Origin of the sequence: Actinomadura oligospora ATCC 43269 (genome assembly GCF_000518265.1) — a bacterium.
Taxonomy (GTDB): domain Bacteria; phylum Actinomycetota; class Actinomycetes; order Streptosporangiales; family Streptosporangiaceae; genus Spirillospora; species Spirillospora oligospora.
Window position 1 is genome coordinate 446506 of record NZ_KI912410.1, and the last position, 23042, is coordinate 469547.

Sequence of the window (23042 nt, forward strand, 5' to 3'; positions counted from 1 at the left end):
CAGGGCCGTTCGGCCGGACGCGCCGGGAGGACCGGGAGGCACCGGCCGCCCCGGGAGGTGTGATGCGGCGTTCGCCGGCTCTCGTGCTCGTCGTCGCGGGGGCGTTCCTGACCACGCTCGCCCCGCTGATCCGGTTCTACGTCTCCGCGCAGGTCGTCCAGGCGCCGCTGAACCGGTACGAGCGGGTCCGGCTGGAGGCGCCGAACGCCAGCCTCTTCGACATGGCGAAGCTGAAGCTCCGGACGGGCGTCACCCTGGTCGCCGACAGCACCATCCGCGGCGACGTGAAGGCCAACGGCGGCAACGGCCGCGTCGCGGTGTGGGACTCCTCGACCACCATCACCGAGAAGGACACGGGCAAGCAGGTCCAGCTCCAGGCGTACCGGATGGCCTTCGACCGCCGCACCGGACTCCTGGAGAACTGCTGCGGCGTCAACGTCGGCGGCGACGTCAACGTGAAGATGTTCGGGTACGGGCTGCTGTTCCCGATCGCGAACGTGCACAAGCGCGACTACCCGTTCTACGACACGACCACCCGCCGCACCCTGCCGATGAGGTTCAGCGGCGAGGAGAACCTCGGCGGGATGAAGACCTACCGGTTCATCCAGGAGGTCCCGCTCGTCAAGGTCGAGTCGATGAACGTCAAGCTCCCCGGCGACATGCTCGGCCTCGGCAAGGACGCCTACCCGCAGCGCGTGGACCGTTACTTCGAGGCGGTCAACACCCAGTGGGTCGACCCGCGGACGGGCGTCCCGGTCAAGCAGGAGCAGAAGGTCACCCAGTCCCTGCGCACCAGGGACGGCCTGGGCAAGCTGATCGTCGCGGACGCCGACATGGTCACCGTCCCCGAGGACCAGAAGAAGCTCGCCGACCTGTCGAACGAGTCCGCGCTGGCGATCGGCTGGACGCGGATCTACGGTCCCGTCCTGGCGCTCGTCGTCGGCCTCGGGCTGCTCGGCACCGGGTCCGCGATGGTGCTGCTGCGCCGCCGCGACCTCCCGCCTCCGCCGACCGCACCGCGCGGCCCGGACGGACGGTTCGGCGGCGTCGCGACCGGCCCGCCGCCCGGCACGCGCCGCCGCGCCCACCCCGCCGCCGGTTCCGCCCGCGCCCGCCGCCAGCAGCGTCCGCAGCGCCGGCCGCGCCGCCTCGGCCGCTCCTGACCGTCCTTCTCCAGCCGCGTTCGACCAGGTCACCGGGCCGGACGCGCCTTGGCGCCGCTGCCTGACCTTCGGCGTCCCCGGGGGACGGCTCCCTCACTTCCCCGGTATGTCACCAGCCGTGATCGATTAACTACTCTTGGTCGGCGGCCGGTGTGGTCAATCGAGATCCACCGGCCGTGGAGACCGATCATCCAGGAGAGGTGTCAGGAATGACTGCTTTCAAGCGATATCTAACGAGCCGTCGAGCCGCGCGCATGGGCGCGTACCCGCCCTACCCCTGGTAGAGCCCGCCGTTCCCGCCCACTGGCGGCGGGACGCCTGACCGGACGGACGCCGGCGGCCAAGGACGGCGGCGCTCCGTCCGGTGCTCCTCCTCTGTTCTTCCTCAACCCTTTCCGTGAACCGGAGGTGTGTGCGATGAGACGGCCACCGGGCCCGCGCGACGGCGTGATCGCCGGGGTGGGCGCGTACGAGGCGGACCGGCCGGGCTACCTCGCGGCGGGCACGGCCCGGTTCGGGGACGTCTGGCAGGTCGTCCCCCGGATCCACTTCGCCGCCGGGCTGGACGCCACCCGGCAGGTGCTGCGCCGCACCGGGGAGGAGTTCGAGCCGCCGCGCGGGACGTTCGCGCTTCCCCGGCGCGCCCGCCGCGAGGACGAGGCCGTCGAGGCGGCGCGCATCCGGACCCTGCGTCACCACCGGGTCGGACGGCACGCCGGGACGCTGGCGATCGGAGCCGCCGAGCTGGCGGAGTCCTGGCCCAGGGGAACCGAGGCCGAGGCGCTGCCCCGGCTCGCCGCCGCCTCCGCGCGGATGGCCGCCTGCTACCACTTCGGGCCGGACGCCGCCGAGCTGATGCACGGGGAAGAGGAACTGGCCGAGCTACGGGCCACGCTCGGCCCCCGGTACGTCCACCTGCCCGGATGGGTTCCGGCTCCGTCCCGGCTGCGGGTCCGGCGCGCCCAGCACCACCTCGCCGCGCGGATCCGGCGCGTCATCGACCGGCGCGCCGGGGCGGCCCCCTATGGGACGTCCGGTGGCGACGTCTTAGACGAGCTGATGCGCACCTGCGACGACAACGGCGTGAATCCTCGCGTGTACCTGCCGTTCCGTATGGTCACGGCGATGGTCGCGGCGCGCGAGATGGTCGGGCCCGCGGCGGGCTGGGTCCTTGCCGCGCTCGCCGAGAACCCGCGGTGGGCCGAACGCGTCGCCGCCGAGGCGGAGGCGGTTCTTCCCTGCCCGGACGACGTCGACGGCGCCGTTCTGTCCCGGCTCACCTCGGCGAACGCGTTCGTCCGCGAGACGCTGCGCCTGTACCCGCCGAACTGGCTGCTTTCCCGTGTCGTGGCCAGGCCCGTCCAGGTCGGCGGGTACGACCTGCAACCCGGCGAACGGGTGATGGTCTCCCCGTACCTGCTGCACCGCGACCCCCGCTACTTCCCCGACGCGGACGTCTTCGACCCGGAACGGTGGCTCCGGCCCGCCAACGGTCCGGGAAGCGGTGCCTACCTTCCTTATGGAGCTGGGCCGCGCACCTGTCCAGGAGCGTCGCTGGCCTCGGTGGAACTCGTCCTCATCGCCGCGTTCATGGCCCGCCGCCACCTGGTCCGCCGTCACTCGCTCACGCCGACGACGTGGGGCACGTACCGCCCGTCCGGGCTGACGGTGCTGTGCCGCCCGCGCGACCTCCGGGAGGCGGCCGGATGCTGAACCCTCCTGTAGTACGTGTTCTCATCGGTCTCCCGCCAGGCTCCCGATGCCAGGCGATCCCACCAACTAGAACTTGTTGCAGTTTTGATCCGCCGGGGGTTATGTTCGACGGGTGCGGACACGAGTCACCGATCTCTTCGGCATCGAGTACCCGATCTTCGCGTTCAGCCACTGCCGCGACGTGGTCGCTGCGGTCAGCCGCGCCGGCGGCATGGGCGTCCTCGGCGCCCTGTACTTCACCCCCGAGGAGCTCGAACTCGAGCTGAAATGGATCGACGAGCACGTCGGCGGGAAACCGTACGGCGTGGACGTCGTCATGCCCGCCAAGTACGAGGGCGCGGACGCGGGCGACGCCGAGGAGCTGCTCGGACGGCTCCAGTCGATGATCCCGCAGGAGCACCGCGACTTCCTGGAGGGGCTGCTCGCCGAACACGGCGTCGAGCCGCCGTCGGAGAAGGCCAATCGCGCGCTGCTCGGCTGGACGGACCAGACGGCGCGTCCGCAGGTCGAGGTCGCGCTCCGGCACGACATCGCGCTGCTGGCGAGCGCGCTCGGCCCGCCCCCGGCCGACGTCGCCGCGCTCGCCCACGAGCACGGCGTGAAGGTCGCGGGCCTGGCGTCGACCGCCCGGCACGCCCGCAAGCAGGTCGCCGCCGGGGTCGACATCATCGTCGCGCAGGGCACCGAGGCGGGCGGCCACACCGGCGAGGTCTCCACGATGGTCCTGATCCCCGAGGTCGTGGACGCCGTGGGCGACGACACGATCGTCCTCGCCGCCGGGGGCATCGGCCGCGGACGGCAGGTCGCCGCCGGGCTGGCGCTCGGCGCGGAGGGCGTCTGGAGCGGGTCCATCTGGCTGACCGTGGACGAGGCCGACACCCCGGAACGCGCCGTCCCGAAGCTGCTGGACGCGACGTCCCGGGACACCGTCCGGTCGCGCGCCTGGACGGGCAAGCCCGCGCGCTTCCTCCGGACGGCCTGGACGGACGCGTGGGAGAGCGAGACGTCCCCCGGAACCCTGCCGATGCCGATGCAGTTCATGCTGGTCGCGGACGCGCTGCCGCGCATCGCCCGGTCCGGCGACGGCGAGCTGGTCACGTTCCCGGTCGGCCAGATCGTCGGCAGCATGAACCAGGTCAAACCGGCCGCGCAGGTCGTCTACGACCTCATCGAGGAGTACGTCGAGGCGGTCGACCGCCTGACCACCCTCACCAACGCCGACTGACGGAACGGGAACGTCCCCCAGGGGAGCCCTGGGGGACGGAGGCCCCGCTCAGGAACCGGCGAGCTGGATTCCCGCGCGCGCGACGGCGAGCATGTTCAGCTCGGCGTTCACCGGGAAGGCGTTCTTCGGGTCGGAGAGCATCACGCTCGTGACGAACGTCCGTCCGCCGGAGGTCTTGGTCAGGTAGTTCGCGGTCAGCACCCCCGGCTCGCCGCCGCCCTTGAACCAGACCGTCGGGTACGCCTTCGGGTCGAGTCCGATCCCGCCGTCGTACAGGCTCAGCGCGTGGCCCACGTTGGCCTGGCCGGGCACGGCGGTCCGGTCGTTCAGCCCCTTGAACGCCGCGCACACGTCGGTCGGCGAGGCGAACCACTCGATGGTGCCGATGTCGCGCGGGTGCTGCCAGGCCGTGACGCCGGACAGCGGCGTGGAGTTCAGCGCGGGCAGCGTGGCGGCCCGCTTCTTCGCGGGCAGGGCCAGGTAGCGCTTCGCGCGCGCCGGGTAGCCCGACCCCTTCAGCGTGAACACCTCACGCGTGGTCAGGAACGGACGGTCGGCGTCCTGCCGCCGGTTCCCGAGCGCGCCCACCTCGCGCTCCACGGCCTCACGCCCGAGCCGGTGGATCAGGTGGTCGGCGGCCGTGTTGTCGCTGTTGGAGATCATGGCGTCCGCGTACTGCGCGAGCGTCATCGTCGTCCCGGCGGGCTTGTTTTGGAACGTCCCGGACGGCAGGCTCTTCCACGCGTCGTTGATGGGGAGCGGGGTGTCCCAGGCGACCTCCTGGCGGGCGACCGCGTCGGACAGCGCGCCGAGGACGTACAGCTTGAACGCCGATCCGAGCGGACGCTGCGTCGTCGCGTTCACCCCGTGCACGACCCGGCAGCGTCCCTTCTTCCCGATCTCGGCGGTCGCGAACGAGACCTCCGGCGCGATCTCGCGCAGCCGGGCGTCCAGGTCGCGCCAGGAATCGGGCTGCTTGGCGAAGTAGAGCCCCGCGATCCGCCCGGCCCGGTCCGTCGAGAACATGCCGAACACCGAGACGCCGTGCCCCGCGGTGAACCATCCGGCCGCCCGCGTCCGTCCGGACGTGGGCGGGAACTGCGCGGTGAGCGGCCCGATCCTCGACAGCTCCTTCGACAGCCCGGCCGTGCCGCCGAACGCGGTCAGCGCGGACGAGGCGATGTGCTCCTTCGCGTCGGCGTCGCTGATCGGAAGGTGCCGGGACGCCGACACGATCCAGTCGAGCTGCCTGCCCGCCGCGGGCGCGGCGTCGGTAGCGTCCCGCCCCTTCGAGCCGCTGCACGCCGTCACCCCGCTCAACAGGACGACGGCCACGGCCACGGCGCGCGTGCGCGAGACGCTCAGGGCGGTGGCCCGCTTGCGGGAAGCGCTCAGGGCGGTGACCTGCTCGTGGGAGGTGACCGGCTTGCGGGAGGCGGTTGTGGCGCGCGTGCGCGCGTTGATCGGCATCGCAGTCCCCGTTCTACGGTTCGTTGGGACGCCCGAACCGCTGGAACGCCGCCTGCCGGGTGATGCCGAGGGCGTCGCCGATCTCCTGCCAGGTGAGACCGGAGGAGCGCGCCGTCCCGACCGTCCCGCGCAGGTGGTCCTCCGCCCGTCGGACGGCCTCGGCGGCGGCTGCCACCGCCGCCGGCGCGTCGTCCGGCACTCCAGGAGCTTCGGGCACCTGGCCGCCCAAGCTGTCACCGCCGGTAATCGATGTCAAGCGATCCTTGACGTCCGGTCTCGGGGTGGCCTGGTTCGCGTGCCGTGCCCGCCGTGCCGCACTCCGGCAGGTGGCGTCGCAGAACCGCCGCTTGCGCCCGCGTCCGGCGGGTTGTGCGAGCGTCTTCCCGCAGTGCTCGCAGGCATCGGTCATGACATCACCCGTTATTTTCGTGCCAACCGAACGGCACGAAATTAACACGAATCAGGACGATGCGGGGCGGTAGGCGCGGAGGAACGCGCGGACGCCGTCCGCCAGGATCCGTTCGGTCTCCTCGGGGGAGAGCGGGAGCGCGCCGTAGAAGGTCCGCCGGATGATCGCGGCGACCGTCAGCTGGTCGAGATGGAGGGCCGCCGTCTCCGGATCGTCCAGGACGAGCAGCCCGCGCTCGGCGATCCTCGCCAGGTAGGGGGCGAGGCGCTGGTGCGCGGTCTGCGGGCCCGCCGCGATCCACCGGTCGAGCACCGGCCGCGGGATCCGCGTGACCTCGGCCTCCAGCGCCCGGACGAGCGCGAAGTGGTCGGGGAACCCGCCGATCGTCGCCGCCCGGTCGCGGCTGAAGGCGAGCAGGTCCTCCTCCAGGTCGAGGATCTTGAGGAGGTGGACGTCCATCAGCCGCGCGATCGCGTCGGTGACCTGCTGCCCGCCCTCGACCGCAACGGCCTGGAAGAGCTGCTCCTTGTCGGCGAAGTGGTTGTAGATCGTGCGCTTGGAGACCTTCGCCTCGTCGGCGATGGCGTCCATGCTGGCCCGCGTGTAGCCGTCCCGTCCGAACACCCGGCGCGCGCCGTCCAGGATCGCGCGCCGCTTCTCGGGTCGTCCGGTGGACGTCACGCCGGGCCTCCTCCGCCTGACTGCACTGGCCGGTGCAGTGTAGTCGGCGTCATCGGCCGAGCCTGGGCCCGTTCCCCAGGTCGATGAAGTAGCTGTCGTGCGCGAGGAAGAAGTCCTCGCGCTCCTCCTGCGACAGCCCGGCGAGGTGGCCGACCCCCTCGAAGTACCCCTCGCGGGGCGCGCCGGGCGCGAACAGCATCAGGAACGAGACCGGATCGTCCGACTCGTTCCTGAACGAGTGCAGCCCGCCCGCCGGGACGTAGAGGAAGTCCCCCTTGGACGCCTCGCGCCAGCGTTCGCCGTCGAAGACGGCCAGCCCGCCGTCGGTGACGAAGAACGACTCGGACATCGTCTTGTGGAAGTGCGTCCCGGTGCCGCTGCCCGGAGGCAGGTTCCGCACGTGGTAGAGCCCGAACTCCCCGTCCGTGGAGATGTCGTTCTCGCGTCCGGTGGGCTTCCCGGTCGCGAGGTAGTAGGTCTCCATGCCGGTCGGCCCGGCCAGCTCGGGCTTCTCCGAGGCCGCCCGGAACGAGGCGCTGACCTCGCCGTTCTCCCCGTGGTACCGGTCCTGTGGATAGGACATCCCTGCCTCCTTGGTGAGAGCGTGGCTCGAAAGTACACCGACCAGTGTAAATACTCAACCAGTCAGTGCAATATCGGCTCCGTGGTATCCCTTCTCCGTGGAGAAATGGTCACTCTGGGTGATGGAGGTGGGGCTGGTCGTCTTCGGGGCGGGCTGGCTCCTCCCGAGCGGGTTCGAGGCGCAGGTGTGGATCCTCGCCCTGTGGAACGCGCTGGCCGTGGGCTACCTCGCCGCCGGCTGGCTGCTCACCTACCGGAAGGTCGCCGTCGAGCGGCAGGCGTCGGAGCTGGCCGAGCTGGTCGGCCCCCGCTGGTACTCATCGATCCTGGCGACCGTCGCGAGCGGCTCGGGCATGCTGAGCGGCCTGACGGTCGTGCTGGGCCGCGAGCACCATGCTGACCGGGCCCAGCAGGCGCTCGCGATCCTAACGATCTTCACCTCGTGGATGGTGCTCCACTCCGCCTACGCCCGCCTGTACGCCCGCGCCCACGAGGCGGACGGCGGCCTGGAGTTCCCCGGGACCGACCACCCCGACCTCACCGAGTTCGTCTACTTCTCCTTCACGATCGCGACGTCCTTCGCCGTGTCGGACGTGAACGTCCTGGACGCCCCGATGCGACGGAGGGTGACGGTGCACAGCGTCCTGAGCTTCTTCTTCAACGCCGTGCTGCTGGCCGTGGCCATCGACTGGATCAAGAGCTGAACGGCTCCGCGGCGTCGCGGACGATCCGGGCGAGGACGTCCGGCGCGGTCAGGTGCGCGACATGCCCCTGCCCGGCGAGCGTGACCACCCGCGCCTCCGGCAGGACGTCCGCCAGGTCGGCGAGCCGTTCGCGCAGGTGAGCGGGGCTCTGGTCGCCCTCGACCAGGACGGCCGGGACGTCCAGGGAAGCGAAGCGCCCGATCCCGGTGCCGAGCGCGTCGATCGCCTCGTCGTCCGCGATCTGCGCCGCCGCCACCTTCGCGAACATGGCCCTCACCTGCGGCTCGGCGAACATCCCGTCCACCATCTCGGCAGGCATCCCGACGATGTCCCGCATGTGCACCCGCATGGCCTCCCCAGCGTCCCCCGCATCGAGCAGCGCCCGCGCCCGCACCCCCGCCGCCCCCGCGACCAGATGTTTCGTAGGCATCGGCGGCTCGTACAGAACCATCCCGTCGAACGCCGAAGGCTCCAGCAGGGCGGCCTCCAACGCCGCGACCGCCCCGGACGAATGCCCGACAAGCAGCGTCGGCCCGTCCAGCAACCGCGCGACGGCCACGATGTCCGCCGCCTCAACGCTCATCGAATGCGGCAACACGACCTCGGCCCCACGAACGTAGATCCGCCGCCGAACCCGAACGACCCGAAACTCACCGCTGAGAAGCCGCACCACCCCGTCCCACGCCGCCACATCCCCGCCCCCCGGATGAACGACCAACACATTCGTCCCACGCCCTTCATCAAGCGCCCGAACGAGGTACCCACCAGCCGAAGCCGCAACAAGTTCCGTCATAGAACCAACCCTGCCCCCACCCCCTGACGCGCCACTGACATCTCCGAGGGCGGGGCAAATGTCCAGGATGCGGGCTACGGGATCCCTGTATCAGCGAAATGGCCGCCACGGCGGGTGGCGGTGGGTAGGCGCTTCGTATGGTCGAAGCTCAGGGTGCTGGACCCGTCACGGAGAGGTGTCGTGCATGTTTGTCCTCGCTCGTCGTGTGGCCCATGGATCTGCCACAGCCTCGGCTTCTAGGGTGAAGAGGCGAGCGCAGAGGGGGCGTGGCATGGCGGCTGAGGTGGCGAAGGACTGCTCGGACGAGGAGCGGAGGCTGCTCACGTGGTTCCTCGACTTCGATCCTCCTGAAGGGATCCGCGCGGAGTTCATCGAAGGAGAGGTCGTCGTGTCGCCCGCCCCCGCTCCACGTCACGAGAAGTGCCTCTCCCGGCTCAGTCGCCAGGTCGCTCGGATGTCCGTGACGCCCATGGACTACTCGGGAAACGCGGGGCTGGTGCTGCAGAGTGGTGGTCGGTGTACGAAGAACTACGCGATCCCGGACGGGGTGTTCGCGCCCATGGAACTCGATCTCTTTGATCCAGAGGGGAACTGGATATCCCCGGACGGTGTCGCCATGGTCGTGGAGGTCACGTCCGGAAGAGCGGACCACGACCGAACGATCAAGCGCTACTGCTATGCGAAGGCCGCGCTTCCGCATTACATGCTGGTGGACCGTCAGGAGAAGCTGGTGACGCTCTTCAGCGACCCGGACGAACAGAAGCAGGACTATTTGGGGATCGCCCAGGTGCCTTTCGGGAAGCCGCTGCCTCTTCCTGAGTTGTTCGGCTTTCCGTTGGAGACCGTCGACTTCGTCTGATCAGAACCGGGTGAGCCAGGAGAGGGCGCGGGCCAGGAGGTAGTAGACGCCTGCCGCGATGCCCCAGTTCAGGTAGAGCTGGTGCTTGGGGTTGGGGCGTATGAAGAGGTCGTGGAACGGGGTGGCGAGCCAGTTCCCCGCGCGCAGGGTGGCGTGGACGAGCGTGTTGGACGGGTTGGCGCCGCCGAGGGTCAGCAGAATTCCGAGGACGAGGATCGCGGCGGCCGCGATTCCGGCTCCCAGAATGGCGAGGCTGATCGGGTTGTGCCGCATGCGACGCCAGCGTCCCGGACGGCGTTTGAGCGTGGTCGTGCGACGCGTCCAGGGTCGGGCGCCGTCGGGGCCGGGTGACCAGGGCCACCGGCGCGACGGGGCCTCGGTAGTGGTCGTCTCCGTCTCTTTCTCTCTACGTCCCAGGTGGAGAGACATGCCGTTCACTCCTCACTTGTGCAACGCGTTCGGGCTACCGCACGCCTCGGAGAACAAACCGCGTCCGGGTTTTCGGACGCGTCGTCCGGCGTGATCCGGACGCCGGGCGAGGAATTCGGGACACCGGTTTTCACAAACGCCTGACACGGAGCGCACGCGTCGAGTTACGCTCCGCGAACAGAAGGGCGTCCGAGAAGAATCGAAACGATGGAGCCGACGATGCCTCCACAGCGCAAGGACCAGGACGACGACCAGGACCCGCGCGACTTCGACCCCCGGTCGAGCAACTTCGCGCTCTTCGCGCACAAGCTGCGGACGTACCGCAAGCGCGAAGGGATGAGCCAGACGGACGTCGGCACGTTCTGCAACGTGTCGCACAAGACGATCAGCGCGATCGAGAACCTGTACCGCATCCCGAACGACGACGTCGCCAAGAAGCTCGACCAGCTCTTCGGCGTCGACATCTTCGAGGACCTGTACTGGCTCATCCTCCGCGACGCCGAGCTCATCCCCGGCCTGCTCAGCTACACGCAGGAGGAGGCACGGGCCGACATCATCCGCATCTTCGCGCCCGCCTACATCCCGGGGATCTTCCAGACGGAGGCGTACGCGCGAGCCATGCTCCGCGCCGGAGAGCGGGACGACCGGCTGGAGCAGATGCTGGAGATCCGCATGGCTCGCCAGGTGATTCTCGATCGTGAGGATCCTCCTCACCTCATCGTCCTCATCAGGGAGGCGGCTCTTCGGGAGCCGGTCGGCGGACGGGAGGTGCATGCGGAACAGCTCGACCGCCTGCTCGAACTCGCCGCGCGCCCGAACATCACCATTCAGGTGATTCCGTCCGGTGCGCGCGTCTACGTGATGGGCGAGTTCACGATCTTCAGCTACGACGACGCGGCCGACCTGGGCCATGTCGAGGCCGCGGTCGACCAGGGACACATCGTCGAGCCTCCGCCCCTTGTGCTCCGTCTCGCCCTGAAGTTTGATCAGGCCAGAGGCGAAGCCCTGACAGTGGTGGAGACCGAAGAGCTGATCAGGTCGATTAGGGAGGCTCTGTGATCAGGCATGTTCCTCGGTGGCGCAAGTCGAGCTACTCGGGCGACACGGGAGGCAGCACCTGCGTCGAGGTCGCGGCGCTGGAGCCGCTGATCGGCATCCGCGACTCGAAGGCTCCGGACGAGCCGCATCTGCACGTGAGCAGGGAGGCGTTCGGGAGCCTGCTCGCGTCCCTCCGCGAGCCATCGTGACCGACCACGTCCGCCGGTGGCGTAAGTCGAGCTACTCCGGCAACACCGGGAGCAGCGAGTGTGTCGAGGTGGCGGCGCTGGAGCCCGTGGTCGGTGTGCGGGACTCGAAGGCTCCGGGTGCTGGGCATCTGCGGGTGAGTCGGGAGGCGTTCGCTGAGTTGCTCGGCCGCCTGAGGTAGGCGACATGCTCGACGGCCCGTCCTGGAGCGTTCCGGGACGGGCCGTTTCGCTGCGGTCTCGGCCGACCGGAAGAATCCTCGGCATGGCCGTCATACATCAGACCGAACTCACGCCGTCCAAGCTGGAGCTGCTGACCGCCTGGCTTCCCACCCGGGCCTGGTACCGGGGTGAGGGTGTGCCGGAGCTGGCCGATGTGGGCGGCTTTCGGCTGGACGATCCCGAGGGCGAGGTCGGGATCGAGTTCAAGGTGGTCACCGACTCCTCGGGGACGCGTCCGACCACGTACTTCGTGCCGCTCACCTATCGGGGCGCGCCGCTGGACGGGGCCGAGCACGCCCTCGTCGGCACGATGGAACACGGGGTGCTGGGACGGCGCTGGGCCTACGACGGATGCCACGACCCGGTGATGGTCGGCCAGCTGCTGGCCCTGATCGAGGGACGGGCCGAAGCCCAGGACCAGCACCTCAGCGACACTCCCGACCGGGATGTCTTCCGCACCTACACCGGTGACGCCCTCGACCCCGCGGACTTCACCGCCCCGGCCGTCGACGATGACGAGGGCACCGAACTGCGCGCGTCGCAGGGGACCGTCCTGCGCCTGCAGCGCGTTCTGCACCCCGCCCCGCACGACGCGACCCGCCGCCCCGGCGGTACGACCGGTCACCTCGCCGGATCCTGGCGCAGCCCGAACGGCCCCCGCCCTCGAGGCACCTTCGCCGTCATCCTCGGCGGCCCTTACTCCTGAGGGATGGCAGGTCCCGGAGTGATTCGGGACGTGTCGTTCGTGCTTCCATGAGGGAGGCTTCGAAACCTGGGGTCGAGTAGGCGATTGCCCGTAGCCGCCACAGGTGAAGCAGGTCTCGGAGCCGCTGCCCACGCGGTCCCACCCGGTATTCGTTCAGGAACATCTCGTGCCAGGGCTCGGGCAGCGTCTCCAGAATCTCGGTTGGATCAGCTGGATCCGGTCTGCTCGGCGTTGCCATCGTCTCGCGCATTCGTTGTCGGCGGTTGTTGGGGGGATTCCAGGGTCAGGGCCATGAATTCCTCGTGAGAGAGGGCACCGGGACATCCCGCCTCACGCCACTCCTTCAGTTCTGCTGAAAAGGCCGCCCCTTCGGCCTGTTCGAGGGCTTCGGGGGAGGCTGCGTCCGCGAGCGCGCGCAGCACTCGGAACTCGTGCAGGGGCACCACGACCGCGGTTTCACCGCCCAGGCTGATCGTGTCGTAGTCCCAGGTGAGCGTGGTGAACGGCTCGCTGGATTCGGTGGTCACGCCGGAAGGTTATGGGGCGCGGGTGGAAGATCACCGGGTTTCGCCGGGGGCACGTCTTCAAAGGATTCCGGCGTCGCTGAGGCCGGTGCGGTGGCCCGTCCTGGATGAGTTGGGACGGGCCGTTCTGGGTCATGCGGCGGGGGTGGTGGTTTTGGGGAGGGGGAGGGGGAGGAGGGCGGCGGTCACGTAGGCGGCTACCTGCCAGGGGAGGACGGTGACCAGGGCGTCGCCGTAGGCGGCCGTGGGCGACGGGCCGATCGCGTAGGGGAGGATCGTCCCGCCGGACGCGTGGTGCCCGCGCAGCCGCCGGAGGCGTTCCGCGCGGCGGGCGGGTGGGCCCGCGCCAGCCGGGCACGACGACCAGGCCGTCCGCGCCGAGCACTGGCCAGCGCCCCGCGCCGCGTCACTCGCCCTTGTAGAGCGGGGGGCGCTTCTCCTTGAAGGCGAGGGAGCCCTCCTTGGCGTCCTGGGACGCGATGACGGGCCAGCCGATCTCGTCGGAGATCTTGAGGGCCTCGTCCTCGGGCAGGTGGGCCGTCTCGCGGTAGGTGCGGAGGATGGCCTGGACGGCGAGGGGACCGCAGGCGGCGATCTGGTCGGCCAGGGCGCGGGCCGCGTCCAGGGCCGTGCCGGACGGGACGACCTGGTTGATCAAGCCCATGGACAGGGCCTCGGACGGGGTCACCGAACGGGCCGTCAGCAGGATGTCCATCGCGTTGGCGTAGCCGATCTGGCGGGGGAGGCGGATCGCGCAGCCGCCCATCGGGAACAGGCCGCGCTTCGCCTCGTAAAGGCCGAGCGTCGCGTCCTCGGCGACGACGCGGAGGTCGGTGCCGACGAGGAGCTCGGTGCCTCCCGCCACCGCGTAGCCCTCGACCGCGCAGATGAGGGGCTTGGTGGGCTGGCCTTCGCGCAGCAGGCCCTTCCAGTGGAAGTTCGGGATCTGCGACATCCGCTCCTGCACGCGCGGGTCGGACGGGGGCTTGCCCATGGCCTTCAGGTCCGCGCCCGCGCAGAAGTGGCCCTCGGCGCCGGTCAGGATGCCGACGCGCACTTCGGGCGTCTCGGACATGTAGGCCCAGGCGTCGGCGAGGCCGACGAGCATCGCGGACGACAGCGCGTTGCGGGCCTCGGGGCGGTTCATCGTGACGACGACGACGTGGCCGTCCCGCTCGATGGTGCAGTGCTTGGTGCTGATCGGCAGGGTCTCGGGCATGGCCACCTCCGGCGACGTCCAGAAAACAGGAACGGATTCTAGTAACGATCCGCCGACGCCAACAGGTCTTGCCGGACAAAACGAGAACGTGCTCTACTTTTGCCGTCGGAGGTGTCGAGGCTCCGGCGACGCACGCGATCACCGAGGGAGAGCCGATGGGATCGTTGGGCTTCTGGCGGCTGGCGCAGGCCGATCCGGAGTGGGTCGCGGCCGTCGATCCGGACGGAACCGAGCACCGCGCGGGGGACCTGCTCGCCCGCGCCAACCGTCTCGTCCACGGGCTGCGAGGGCTCGGGCTGGAGGCGGGCGACGGGATCTGCGGCCTGGTCCCGAACGGCGTCGAGGGGCTGGTGCTCTACCTGGCCGCGCTCCAGGCGGGCTGGTACTACACGCCGGTCAACTGGCATCTGACCGGACCCGAGATCGGCTACATCGTCGCCGACAGCGAGGCGAAGGCGTTCTTCGTCCACGAGCGGTTCGCGGAGGCGGGCGCGGAGGCCGCCGAGGAGTCGGACCTCGACGCGCGGCGGCGGTTCGCGTTCGGGGACGTGCCCGGGTTCCGGCCCGCGTCCGAGGTGGAGGACGGCCAGCCCGAAACCCTCCCGGACGACCGCAGCAGCGGCGCGACGATGCACTACACGTCCGGGACGACCGGACGTCCCAAGGGCGTCAAGCGCAAGCTGCACGGCATCGACCCGGACGACTCGGCCGAGCTGCTGACCTTCCTGCTCGGCCTGTTCGGCATCCAGCCGGGACGTCCCGCCGGGCAGGACCCGCAGGCGCACCTGATCACCTCGCCGAACTACCACACGGCCGTCACGCAGTTCGGCGGGACGGCGCTGCACATGGGCCACACGCTCGTCTACGTCGACCACTGGGACGCCGAGGACACCCTCCGCCTCATCGACGAGCACCGGATCACGAACACGCACATGGTCCCGACGCACTTCAAGCGCCTGCTGTCGCTGCCGGAGGACGTCCGCAAGCGGTACGACGTGTCGTCCATGCGCTGGGCGATCCACGCCGCCGCGCCCTGCCCGGTGCCGCTGAAGCAGCAGATGCTCGACTGGTGGGGCGACTGCATCTGGGAGTACTACGCGGCGACCGAGGGAGGCGGGACGATCGCGTCCCCGCAGGACTGGCGCGAGCATCCCGGGACGGTCGGCAAGGCGTGGCCGATCAGCGAACTGCTGCTCGTGGACGACGACGGCGAGCCCGTCCCCGCGAACGCGCCCGGGACGATCTACATGAAGATGGTCAGCGGCGACTTCGAGTACAAGGGCGACCAGGTCAAGACCGAGGAGTCGCGGCTGAACGGCTTCTTCACGGTCGGGGACGTCGGCCACCTCACCGAGGACGGCTTCCTGTTCCTGTCCGACCGCAAGTCCGACATGATCATTTCGGGCGGCGCGAACATCTACCCGGCCGAGATCGAGAACGAGATCGTCCTGCATCCCAAGGTCGCCGACGTCGCCGTGTTCGGCATCCCGGACGAGGAGTGGGGCGAGCAGATCAAGGCGGTCGTCGAGCCCGCCGCGGGCGTCGAACCCGGCCCGGACCTCGCCGCCGAGATCCTCGCGGCCCTCGAAGGCCGTCTCGCGAAGATGAAGTGGCCGCGGACGATCGACTTCATCGAGACGATGCCGCGCGAGCCGAACGGCAAGCTCCTCAAACGCAAGCTCCGGGACCCGTACTGGAAGGACCGCGAGCGTGCCATCTGACCCCGCGAGCGTGCCATTCGACTCCGGGAAGACGAGCGAGCCGAACCACGTCCTGGAGTTCCCCGGCGGTTACACGCGCTCGGTCGGCCCTGTCATCGGACGCTTCCTGTCCGACCTCCGCGACGGTCGCCTGACAGGCGTGCGGACGAAAGCGGGCCGCGTCCTGTTCCCGCCCGTCGAGTACGACCCGGACACCGGCGACGACGTCACCGGCGAGTTCGTGGACGTCGGCCCGATCGGGACAGTGACCAGCTGGTCATGGGTCCCGAACCCGCGGAAGACGCACCCTCTCGACCGTCCGTTCGCCTGGGCGCTCATCCGCCCGGACGGCGCGGACACGGCCCTCCTCCACGCCCTCGACATGGGCGTCTTCGAACCGGGCGCGAAGCCGCCGCGCGCGCTCAGGACGGGGATGCGCGTGCGTCCCCGCTGGCGGGCGGAACGCGTCGGGGGCATCGGCGACATCGAGTGCTTCCAGCCCGAGGTCACGATGATCACCGCGCCGAGCCGCCTGGAGTACCGCCTCCAGGGAGGCCGCGCCCTCGACCGGTTCCTGGAGGGGATCGAGCAGGGAAGGATCCTCGGGCACCGCTGCGACGTGTGCGGGCAGGTGATCGTCCCGATGAAGGGGCTGTGCCCGAAGGACGGCGTCCCGACGTCGGAGGAGGTCGAGCTTCCGGGCACCGGGACCGTCACCACGTTCGCGGTGAACAACCTGCCCGACCCGCGCGCGCCCGAGGTCCCGTTCGTGTCCGCCTACATCCTGCTGGACGGCGCCGGGCTCACGATGCTGGCGCTGGTCGCGGGCGTCCCGGCCGACCAGGTGCGGATGGGCATGCGGGTCCGCGCGGCGTGGCGTCCGCGCGAGGAGTGGACCCGGTCGATGGCCAACATCAGGTGGTTCGAGCCGACCGGCGAGCCGGACGTCCCCTTCGACGAGATCAAGGACTACCTCTGATGCGTCCCGTAGCGAAGGACCACCACTGATGCGTCCCGTAGCGGTCGTCGCGTTCGCGCAGACCCGGCACACGGGCGAGGACGCGGGACTCTCCGAGACCGAGCTGCTCGCCCCGGTCATCACCGAGATCAAGCGGGCCACCGGCGTCACCCGGTTCGGGTTCACCTGCTCCGGTTCCAACGACTACCTGGCGGGCGCGCCGTTCTCGTTCGTGTCCGCGCTGGACGCGGTCGGCGCGTGGCCGCCGATCTCCGAGAGCCACGTCGAGATGGACGCCGCGTGGGCGCTGTACGAGGCGTGGGTGAAGCTCCAGCACGGCGAGATCGACACCGCGCTCGTGTACGGCTTCGGGAAGACGTCGCAGGCCGCCTACCCCGAGGTGTTCACCCAGGGCCTCGACCCGTACTACCTCGCGCCGCTCGGCGTCGACCAGGTCTCGCTCGCCGCCCTCCAGGCCCGCGCCTACCTGGAGCACACCGGCACCGACGAACGGCGGCTCCAGGAGATCGCCGCCAAGGCCCGCGCGGGCGGACGCGACAACCCGTCCGCCCTCCACCTGGACGACCCTGGCGAAGCCGACTACGAGGTCGCGCCGCTCCGCCCGCACGACGTCGCACCCGTCACCGACGGCGCCGCCGCGATCGTGCTCGCGGCCGGGGAGAGGGCCCGTGACCTGGTCGAACGTCCGGCCTGGATCACCGGCATCGACCATCGGAGCGAGCCGCACCAGCCGGGCTTCCGCGACCTGACGTGCTCGCCGTCGACCCGCCTGGCCGCCGCGAAGGCGGGGGGCACAGGCGGCGTGGAGGTCGCCGAGTTGCACACCCAGTTCAGCCACGAGGAGCTGATCCTGCGGGACGCCCTGGACCTCGGCGACGGTGTCGCGGTCAACCCGTCCGGCGGGCCGCTCGCGGCGAACCCGGTGATGGCGACCGGCCTGATCCGCATCGGCGAGGCCGCCGCCCGGATCGCGGGCGGGACGGCCGGACGCGTCCTCGCGCACGCCACGTCCGGACCCTGCCTCCAGCAGAACCTCGTCTGCGTGATGTCGGGAGAACAGAGCGATGGCTAACCCGTGCGCCGTGATCGGCGTGGGCCAGACGGCCTACAGGACCAAGCGGCCGGACGTGTCGATGGCCGGGCTGCTCCGCGAGGCCGCCCGCCGCGCGCTCGACGACGCGGGCCTGACCTGGACCGACATCGACGCCGTCGTCATCGGCAAGGCGCCCGACCTGTTCGAGGGCGTCATGACGCCCGAGGGGTACCTCGCCGACGCGCTCGGCGCGTCCGGCAAGCCGATCATGCGGGTGCACACCGCCGGGTCGGTGGGCGGCTCGACCGCGATCGTCGCCGCGAGCCTCGTCCAGTCGGGCGTCCACGACCGCGTCCTCACGGTCGCGTGGGAGAAGCAGTCCGAGTCGAACGCGACGTGGGGGCTGACCGTGTCCGGCCCGTTCACGACGTCGCTGGTCGTGGGCGCGGGCGGCTACTTCGCCCCGCATATCCGCGCGTACATGCGGCGCAGCGGCGCCCCCGACCACATCGGCACGCTCGTCGCGGTCAAAGACCGCCAGAACGCGCTGAAGAACCCGTACGCGCACCTCAGGATCCCCGGCATCTCGCGCGAGATGGTCGAGTCGACGCCGATGCTGTGGGAGCCGATCCGCTACCTGGAGACCTGCCCGTCCTCGGACGGCGCGTGCGCGATGGTCCTCGCGTCCGAGGACGCCGCGAAAGCGGCCCCGAACAGGCCCGCCTGGGTGCACGGCACGGCCATGCGGTCCGAGCCGATCTTCTTCGCCGGACGCGACACCGTGAACCCGCAGGGCGGCAAGGACTGCGCCGCCGACGTCTATCGGCAGGCCGGGATCAGCGACCCGCGCCGCGAGATCGACGTCGCCGAGGTGTACGTGCCGTTCTCCTGGTACGAGCCGATGTGGCTGGAGAACCTCGGGTTCTGCGGCGAGGGCGAGGGCTGGAAGCTCACCGAGGCGGGCGCGACCGCGCTCGACGGCGACATCCCGTGGAACGCGTCCGGCGGCGTCCTCTCGTCCAACCCGATCGGCGCGTCCGGGATGATCCGGTTCGCCGAGGCCGCGCTCCAGGTGCGCGGCATGGCGGGAGAGCACCAGGTGGACGGCGCGCGCCGCGCCCTCGGCCACGCCTACGGAGGCGGCGCGCAGTTCTTCGCGATGTGGATCGTCGGTAGCGACAAGCCCTAGAGAAACCAGGCAACCCCGAGAGAAACAGGCAACACGGCCCGGGCCGTCCCGGCGGCCCACCCCCCGGAGGCCCCGATGGAGTTCAACCACGCCGATCTGTTCGAGGGGGTCTCCGACGCGGTCGGGGACCGTACCGCCGTCGTCTGCGGCGACCGCCGCATGACGTACGCCGAGCTGGACGCGCACGCCAACCGGCTCGCGCACCACCTGCGCGCGGCCGGGGTGGAACCGCACCGGCACGTCGCGATCCAGCTCTACAACGGGATCGAGTACGCCGCCGCGATCCTGGCCGCGCTGAAGATCCGCGCCGTCCCGATCAACGTGAACTACCGGTACGTCGAGGACGAGCTGCGCTACCTCTACCGCGACTCCGACAGCGTCGCGCTGATCTACGACGCCGAGTTCGACGACCGCGTCGCCGCGGCCCTCTCGGACGTCCCTGACCTGCGGCATCTCGTCTCGGTCGGGGAGTCGTCGATCGCCGGGGCCGTCCGGTACGACGACGCCGTGGCCGCCCAGCCGGACACGCGCGACTTCCCGGAGCGCTCCGCCGACGACACCTACATCATCTACACGGGGGGCACGACGGGCATGCCCAAGGGCGTCATGTGGGGCGTCGAGAGCATGCTCCGCGCCTTCTGGAACCCGTCCTTCCCGCCCCCGGACAAGCCCGCCGACGTGATCGACCTGGCGCGCTCGTCCGGGCCGATGGTGATGATGCCGATCGCGCCGCTCATGCACGGCGCGGCCCAGCAGGCCACGTTCATCTCCTGGTGCATGGGCGCGACCGTCGTCTACGCGCGCCGCTTCGAGGCCGCCGAGGTGTGGCGGACGATCGAGCGCGAGGGGGTCAACTCGCTGACGATCACCGGCGACGCGATGGCGATCCCGATGGCGGACGAGCTGGCGCGCGGCGGCTACGACACGTCCTCGCTGCTGGCGTTCGTCTCGACCGGCGCGATCCTCACCGGGACGGTCCGCGACCGCATCGCCGCGCTGCTGCCGAACACGATGATCCTGGACCGGTTCGGCTCGACCGAGTCGGGCTCCACCGCCGAGGCCGTCGCGGGGACCTCGCCCGAGAAGGGCCTGCGCTTCACCCCGGACGTGCCGAACATCGCCGTCCTGGACGACGCGCTCCGGCCCGTCGAACCGGGGTCGGGGGTGATCGGGCAGCTCGCCCGCACCGGGTACATCGCGCGCGGCTACTACAACGACCCGGAGAAGACCGCCCGGACGTTCCCCGAGGCGGACGGCCGCCGCTGGCTGCTCACCGGCGACATCGCGACGGTCGAGGCGGACGGCACGATCTCGGTCTTCGGACGCGGCTCGCAGGCGATCAACACCGGCGGCGAGAAGGTCTTCCCGGAGGAGGTCGAGGCCGTCCTCAAGGGGCATCCGGACGTCTACGACGCGGTCGTCACAGGGGTCCCGGACGAGCGCTGGGGCGCCCGGGTCGCCGCCGTCGTCCAGCCGTCGTCCGGAGTGTCCCCGGATCCGGACGATCTCGACGCGCACTGCCGGCGGCACCTGTCGGGGTACAAGGTGCCGCGCGCGTACGCGTTCGTGGAGGAGATGAGGCGCTCCCCGGCGGGCAAGGCCGACTACCGGTGGGCGCGGGAGATCGCCGAAGGCGTTTGATCAGCTTCGGTGGTGCCGGGCCAGGCGGGCGGGCGAGGGCGTCCGGGTCAGGCGACGCTGCGGGCGGCGAAGGTGAGGGTCAGGTCGGCGTCGTCGGCCGGGGCGTCCTCGGGGAGGTGCCAGCAGACCTGGTAGGTGACCTCGTGCGGGGCGCCGTCGCCCTGGGCCGTCCAGTTGCCGAAGCCGCGCTCGGGGCGCTCGGGGCTGGTGCAGTCGGCGAGCGAGCCGCTGAAGACCGGGTAGGGGAGCCGCCGCCGGGACGCCTCGTAGATGCCGACGCGGATGTCCTGGGCCTGCGGGCAGGGGGCGTTCTCGCGGCGGACGCGCATCGCGACGACCGCGTCGCAGGTGCCGGTGTAGCGGACGGTGACCGTCCGGGTGCCGCGCTCGCCCGGCGCCAGGCCGGACAGCCGCAGGCATACGGCGGCCTCCTCGCCGGACGAGAGGCCGACGGTCTCGGTGGAGATGATGTTGGTGCTCAAGCTCTCGCCCCCGCGCGGAATCGTGTTCGTCGCGCGCGCCGCTCGCGGGCGGGTTCGCCCTGGTACGGCACGGATCGCTGGTCAGTGGTCCAGACCATTGCCGAGTATAGATCGTCCGAGGTGATGCCTTTCACGTTTCGGGAAGATCGGAAACGGGGAAAAAGATCACCCTGGTCGCCAACCTTCCGGCGATGTCCTGTATCTCATGACGCATGAACAAGATGATCGTGAGGGGCGCGACCCTCGCCATGGCGCTGTGCCTCGCCTCCCCGGCCCTCGTGGCCTGCGGCGGAGACTCCAAGTCCGACGACAAGACGGAAGCCGGAAGCACGGCCACTTCCAGTAAGGGAGCGGAGGGTTCGGGAGGAACCGATGGCACGGGCGGCTCTGACACCAACGGCGGCGCTCCGGCGGCGGGCTCCTCCCCCAAGCCCAAGGGCTCGCTGAAGGCGGTCAAGCTCCCGGTCCCCGGGGACCTGTCCGGCGCGCTGCAGGACACCTACTTCGCGGTGGCCGGGAAGGGCGACGCGAAGCGCAAGCGCGAGAACGTGATGCTGCCGAAGCACGTCCTGTTCGGCAAGGTGACCGGCGCGAACGGAGGCGTCCAGTTCTACGCGGTCGGTGACATCGGGTTCAAGAACGACCCGGTCTCCCAGCAGGACGGCCCGCACGTCTGGAAGAAGGACGACAGCCAGAACAGCTGGTCCTACGTCGGCGACACCGGCGGCGCCCTCTGCGGCAAGGTGCCCGCGGACCTGGTGAAGGCCTGGGGCAAGTCCTGTAACTGACCCGCCAACTGACACCTGACCGATGAGGGCGGGCGCCAGCTCCCGGCGCCCGCCCGTGACCCGACCGCGCCGACCGGTCACCCCTCACGTCCGTGAGCTGGGAACGTTGTAACGTCCCTGCTGTTGAGAGACGTTTGCCGGAGGTGATCGGTGACCCCCGAACGGGCCCGGATGGTCGAGGAGCTGCGCGCGGCGATGCAGCGCGGCACGATGTACACGGTGCTGCTGCACCACGCCACGGCGGCCAAGGCGGGGCTCAACGTCACCGACGCCCAGTGCATCAACGCGCTGGTCCTGGACGGCCCCCAGACGCCGGGACGGCTCGCCCAGCTCATGGGCATCACCACCGGCGGGGCGATCACCACCGTGATCGACCGGCTGGAGCGCGCGGGCTACGTCCGGCGCAGCCCCGACCCGGAGGACCGGCGCCGCGTGATCGTCGAGCCCGTCCCCGAGCGGGTCGCCGCGTTCGGTGCCTACTTCGAGCCCATCGCGCGCGCGTTCGGCGAGCGCATGGCCGGGATGGACGACGACAGGCTGCGCGTCCTGCTCGACTGGATCGAGGAGAACAACCGCGTCATGCCGTCGGTCATCGCCGAGATCCGCGGGATGGACTGACGGAGAAGATCCGCGGGATGGACTGACGGAGAAGATCCGCGGGATGGACTGACGGAGCTCCGCGAGACGGGCTGACGGCGCGGCGAGGCCGCTCACGTGGTGATGCGGCCCCGGAGCAGGTCCATGAGGGTGGCGTGGACGTCGTCCAGCGGACGGTCCGGCTGGAGGGTGCGCCAGTCGAGCGCGACCGTGAGCACCATCCCGAACACCGCGGACGCGGCCATGCCCACGTCCAGGTCGGCGCGCAGGTCGCCCGCCGCGACGGCGGCGCGGACGACGTCGCCGACCACGTCGATCGTGCGCTCCCGGATCAGCCGGGCGGCCTGCGGCCAGTCGCCGCCCGCCCGCCACGTCTCGGCGATCAGCAGCCGCGCGAACGACTCGTGCTCGCCGATGAACACCAGCTCGGCCCGGACGACCGCGGACAGCGCGTCGAGGGGCGCGAGGCCCTCCGACGCGTCCCGCAGGGCGGCCCCGAACCGCTCGACGCCGTACTCCAGCAGCGCTGTGAACAGCGCGTTCTTGCTGCCGAAGTTGTAGTAGACGGTGCCCTTGGCGCAGCCCGCCCGGTCGGCGATCTGGTCGACCGAGGCCGCCGCGAAACCCCGCTCGGCGATCAGCTCGATCGCCGCGGTGAACAGCCGCTCGCGCGTCTCGGTCCGGCTCACG

The 23042-nt window shown here is 70.6% G+C and carries 26 protein-coding genes; 16 read left to right on the forward strand and 10 right to left on the reverse strand.

Translation table 11 applies throughout. The annotated features are described in order from the left end of the window. Positions 1–62: 62 nt before the first annotated feature. The 3 genes from pgfA to P696_RS0133665 all read left to right on the forward strand — a co-directional run bounded on the left by pgfA (position 63) and on the right by P696_RS0133665 (position 4101). A complete protein-coding gene (gene pgfA / locus P696_RS49865; RefSeq protein ID WP_051468475.1) occupies positions 63–1163 on the forward strand; it encodes a cell envelope lipid trafficking protein PgfA in 1101 nt (366 codons plus the stop codon). 417 nt (positions 1164–1580) lie between these two features. Further along, the gene (locus P696_RS49870; RefSeq protein ID WP_051468476.1) at positions 1581–2876 is read left to right on the forward strand and encodes a cytochrome P450; all 1296 of its coding nucleotides are present in this window, start codon (positions 1581–1583) and stop codon (positions 2874–2876) included. Between the two features lie 112 nt (positions 2877–2988). Then, the gene (locus P696_RS0133665) at positions 2989–4101 is read left to right on the forward strand and encodes an NAD(P)H-dependent flavin oxidoreductase (protein ID WP_026415765.1); all 1113 of its coding nucleotides are present in this window, start codon (positions 2989–2991) and stop codon (positions 4099–4101) included. A 48-nt stretch (positions 4102–4149) separates the two neighbouring features. Here the strand turns inward: P696_RS0133665 and P696_RS53240 are convergent, their stop codons facing one another. The 4 genes from P696_RS53240 to P696_RS0133685 form a co-directional block, all read right to left on the reverse strand. Then, positions 4150–5571 (reverse strand): serine hydrolase, encoded by a 1422-nt coding sequence (locus P696_RS53240; protein ID WP_051468477.1) that lies wholly within the window; start codon positions 5569–5571, stop codon positions 4150–4152. 13 nt (positions 5572–5584) lie between these two features. Further along, positions 5585–5770 carry a helix-turn-helix domain-containing protein gene (locus P696_RS57635; protein WP_034488280.1) on the reverse strand — a complete coding sequence of 62 codons (186 nt, stop codon included), beginning with the start codon at positions 5768–5770 and terminating at the stop codon, positions 5585–5587. Between the two features lie 261 nt (positions 5771–6031). Next, positions 6032–6661 (reverse strand): TetR/AcrR family transcriptional regulator, encoded by a 630-nt coding sequence (locus P696_RS0133680; RefSeq protein WP_026415766.1) that lies wholly within the window; start codon positions 6659–6661, stop codon positions 6032–6034. A 49-nt stretch (positions 6662–6710) separates the two neighbouring features. Next, on the reverse strand, positions 6711–7244 hold the full coding sequence (locus tag P696_RS0133685) for a cupin domain-containing protein (RefSeq protein ID WP_026415767.1): 534 nt from the start codon (positions 7242–7244) through the stop codon (positions 6711–6713). Between the two features lie 97 nt (positions 7245–7341). Here P696_RS0133685 and P696_RS0133690 point away from each other — a divergent pair, with 97 nt between their 5' ends. Next, positions 7342–7947: a DUF1345 domain-containing protein gene (locus P696_RS0133690; RefSeq protein ID WP_026415768.1), complete on the forward strand. Its 606-nt coding sequence runs from the start codon at positions 7342–7344 to the stop codon at positions 7945–7947. Here the strand turns inward: P696_RS0133690 and P696_RS0133695 are convergent. Continuing rightward, positions 7937–8740 carry an alpha/beta fold hydrolase gene (locus tag P696_RS0133695; protein ID WP_026415769.1) on the reverse strand — a complete coding sequence of 268 codons (804 nt, stop codon included), beginning with the start codon at positions 8738–8740 and terminating at the stop codon, positions 7937–7939. The genes P696_RS0133690 and P696_RS0133695 overlap by 11 nt on opposite strands. A gap of 271 nt (positions 8741–9011) precedes the next feature. On the opposite strand from P696_RS0133695, the gene P696_RS0133700 reads away from it, so the two are divergent. Further along, positions 9012–9599 (forward strand): Uma2 family endonuclease, encoded by a 588-nt coding sequence (locus tag P696_RS0133700; protein WP_051468480.1) that lies wholly within the window; start codon positions 9012–9014, stop codon positions 9597–9599. Here P696_RS0133700 and P696_RS49885 read toward each other — a convergent pair whose 3' ends face one another. Continuing rightward, positions 9600–9872 (reverse strand): hypothetical protein, encoded by a 273-nt coding sequence (locus P696_RS49885; RefSeq protein ID WP_051468481.1) that lies wholly within the window; start codon positions 9870–9872, stop codon positions 9600–9602. A 375-nt stretch (positions 9873–10247) separates the two neighbouring features. Between P696_RS49885 and P696_RS0133710 the strand changes: the two genes are divergently transcribed. The 4 genes from P696_RS0133710 (at position 10248) to P696_RS0133725 (ending at position 12200) form a co-directional block, all read left to right on the forward strand. Then, positions 10248–11087: a helix-turn-helix domain-containing protein gene (locus P696_RS0133710; protein ID WP_170026659.1), complete on the forward strand. Its 840-nt coding sequence runs from the start codon at positions 10248–10250 to the stop codon at positions 11085–11087. Beyond that, positions 11084–11275, forward strand: coding sequence for a DUF397 domain-containing protein (locus P696_RS0133715; protein WP_026415772.1), 192 nt, complete (start codon positions 11084–11086; stop codon positions 11273–11275). Before P696_RS0133710 ends, P696_RS0133715 begins: the two co-directional genes overlap by 4 nt. Continuing rightward, positions 11272–11454, forward strand: coding sequence for a DUF397 domain-containing protein (locus P696_RS55165; protein WP_026415773.1), 183 nt, complete (start codon positions 11272–11274; stop codon positions 11452–11454). Before P696_RS0133715 ends, P696_RS55165 begins: the two co-directional genes overlap by 4 nt. 83 nt (positions 11455–11537) lie before the next feature. After that, positions 11538–12200 (forward strand): maltokinase N-terminal cap-like domain-containing protein, encoded by a 663-nt coding sequence (locus P696_RS0133725; protein WP_026415774.1) that lies wholly within the window; start codon positions 11538–11540, stop codon positions 12198–12200. A gap of 206 nt (positions 12201–12406) precedes the next feature. On the opposite strand, the gene P696_RS56515 is transcribed toward P696_RS0133725, so the two are convergent. Further along, a complete protein-coding gene (locus P696_RS56515) occupies positions 12407–12727 on the reverse strand; it encodes a hypothetical protein (RefSeq protein WP_026415775.1) in 321 nt (106 codons plus the stop codon). Between the two features lie 403 nt (positions 12728–13130). Further along, positions 13131–13943: a crotonase/enoyl-CoA hydratase family protein gene (locus P696_RS0133735; RefSeq protein WP_026415776.1), complete on the reverse strand. Its 813-nt coding sequence runs from the start codon at positions 13941–13943 to the stop codon at positions 13131–13133. 155 nt (positions 13944–14098) lie between these two features. On the opposite strand from P696_RS0133735, the gene P696_RS0133740 reads away from it, so the two are divergent. From P696_RS0133740 to P696_RS0133760, 5 genes are all read left to right on the forward strand, one after another. Next, the gene (locus P696_RS0133740) at positions 14099–15664 is read left to right on the forward strand and encodes an acyl-CoA synthetase (protein ID WP_026415777.1); all 1566 of its coding nucleotides are present in this window, start codon (positions 14099–14101) and stop codon (positions 15662–15664) included. Continuing rightward, positions 15654–16622 (forward strand): Zn-ribbon domain-containing OB-fold protein, encoded by a 969-nt coding sequence (locus P696_RS0133745; RefSeq protein WP_245627917.1) that lies wholly within the window; start codon positions 15654–15656, stop codon positions 16620–16622. Before P696_RS0133740 ends, P696_RS0133745 begins: the two co-directional genes overlap by 11 nt. A gap of 28 nt (positions 16623–16650) precedes the next feature. Continuing rightward, complete coding sequence (locus P696_RS0133750; RefSeq protein ID WP_026415779.1) at positions 16651–17694, forward strand: thiolase domain-containing protein; 1044 nt, start codon at positions 16651–16653, stop codon at positions 17692–17694. After that, positions 17687–18844 (forward strand): thiolase domain-containing protein, encoded by a 1158-nt coding sequence (locus tag P696_RS0133755; RefSeq protein WP_026415780.1) that lies wholly within the window; start codon positions 17687–17689, stop codon positions 18842–18844. Before P696_RS0133750 ends, P696_RS0133755 begins: the two co-directional genes overlap by 8 nt. A 75-nt stretch (positions 18845–18919) precedes the next feature. Further along, the gene (locus P696_RS0133760; protein WP_026415781.1) at positions 18920–20485 is read left to right on the forward strand and encodes an acyl-CoA synthetase; all 1566 of its coding nucleotides are present in this window, start codon (positions 18920–18922) and stop codon (positions 20483–20485) included. A gap of 47 nt (positions 20486–20532) precedes the next feature. Here P696_RS0133760 and P696_RS0133765 read toward each other — a convergent pair whose 3' ends face one another. Beyond that, positions 20533–20967 (reverse strand): hypothetical protein, encoded by a 435-nt coding sequence (locus tag P696_RS0133765; RefSeq protein ID WP_026415782.1) that lies wholly within the window; start codon positions 20965–20967, stop codon positions 20533–20535. A gap of 212 nt (positions 20968–21179) precedes the next feature. On the opposite strand from P696_RS0133765, the gene P696_RS0133775 reads away from it, so the two are divergent. Continuing rightward, on the forward strand, positions 21180–21755 hold the full coding sequence (locus P696_RS0133775) for a hypothetical protein (protein WP_157430081.1): 576 nt from the start codon (positions 21180–21182) through the stop codon (positions 21753–21755). A 150-nt stretch (positions 21756–21905) separates the two neighbouring features. Next, positions 21906–22373 carry a MarR family winged helix-turn-helix transcriptional regulator gene (locus P696_RS0133780; protein WP_211245918.1) on the forward strand — a complete coding sequence of 156 codons (468 nt, stop codon included), beginning with the start codon at positions 21906–21908 and terminating at the stop codon, positions 22371–22373. A 92-nt stretch (positions 22374–22465) separates the two neighbouring features. On the opposite strand, the gene P696_RS56520 is transcribed toward P696_RS0133780, so the two are convergent. Then, a complete protein-coding gene (locus P696_RS56520) occupies positions 22466–23041 on the reverse strand; it encodes a TetR/AcrR family transcriptional regulator (protein ID WP_026415785.1) in 576 nt (191 codons plus the stop codon). Position 23042: the final 1 nt, after the last annotated feature.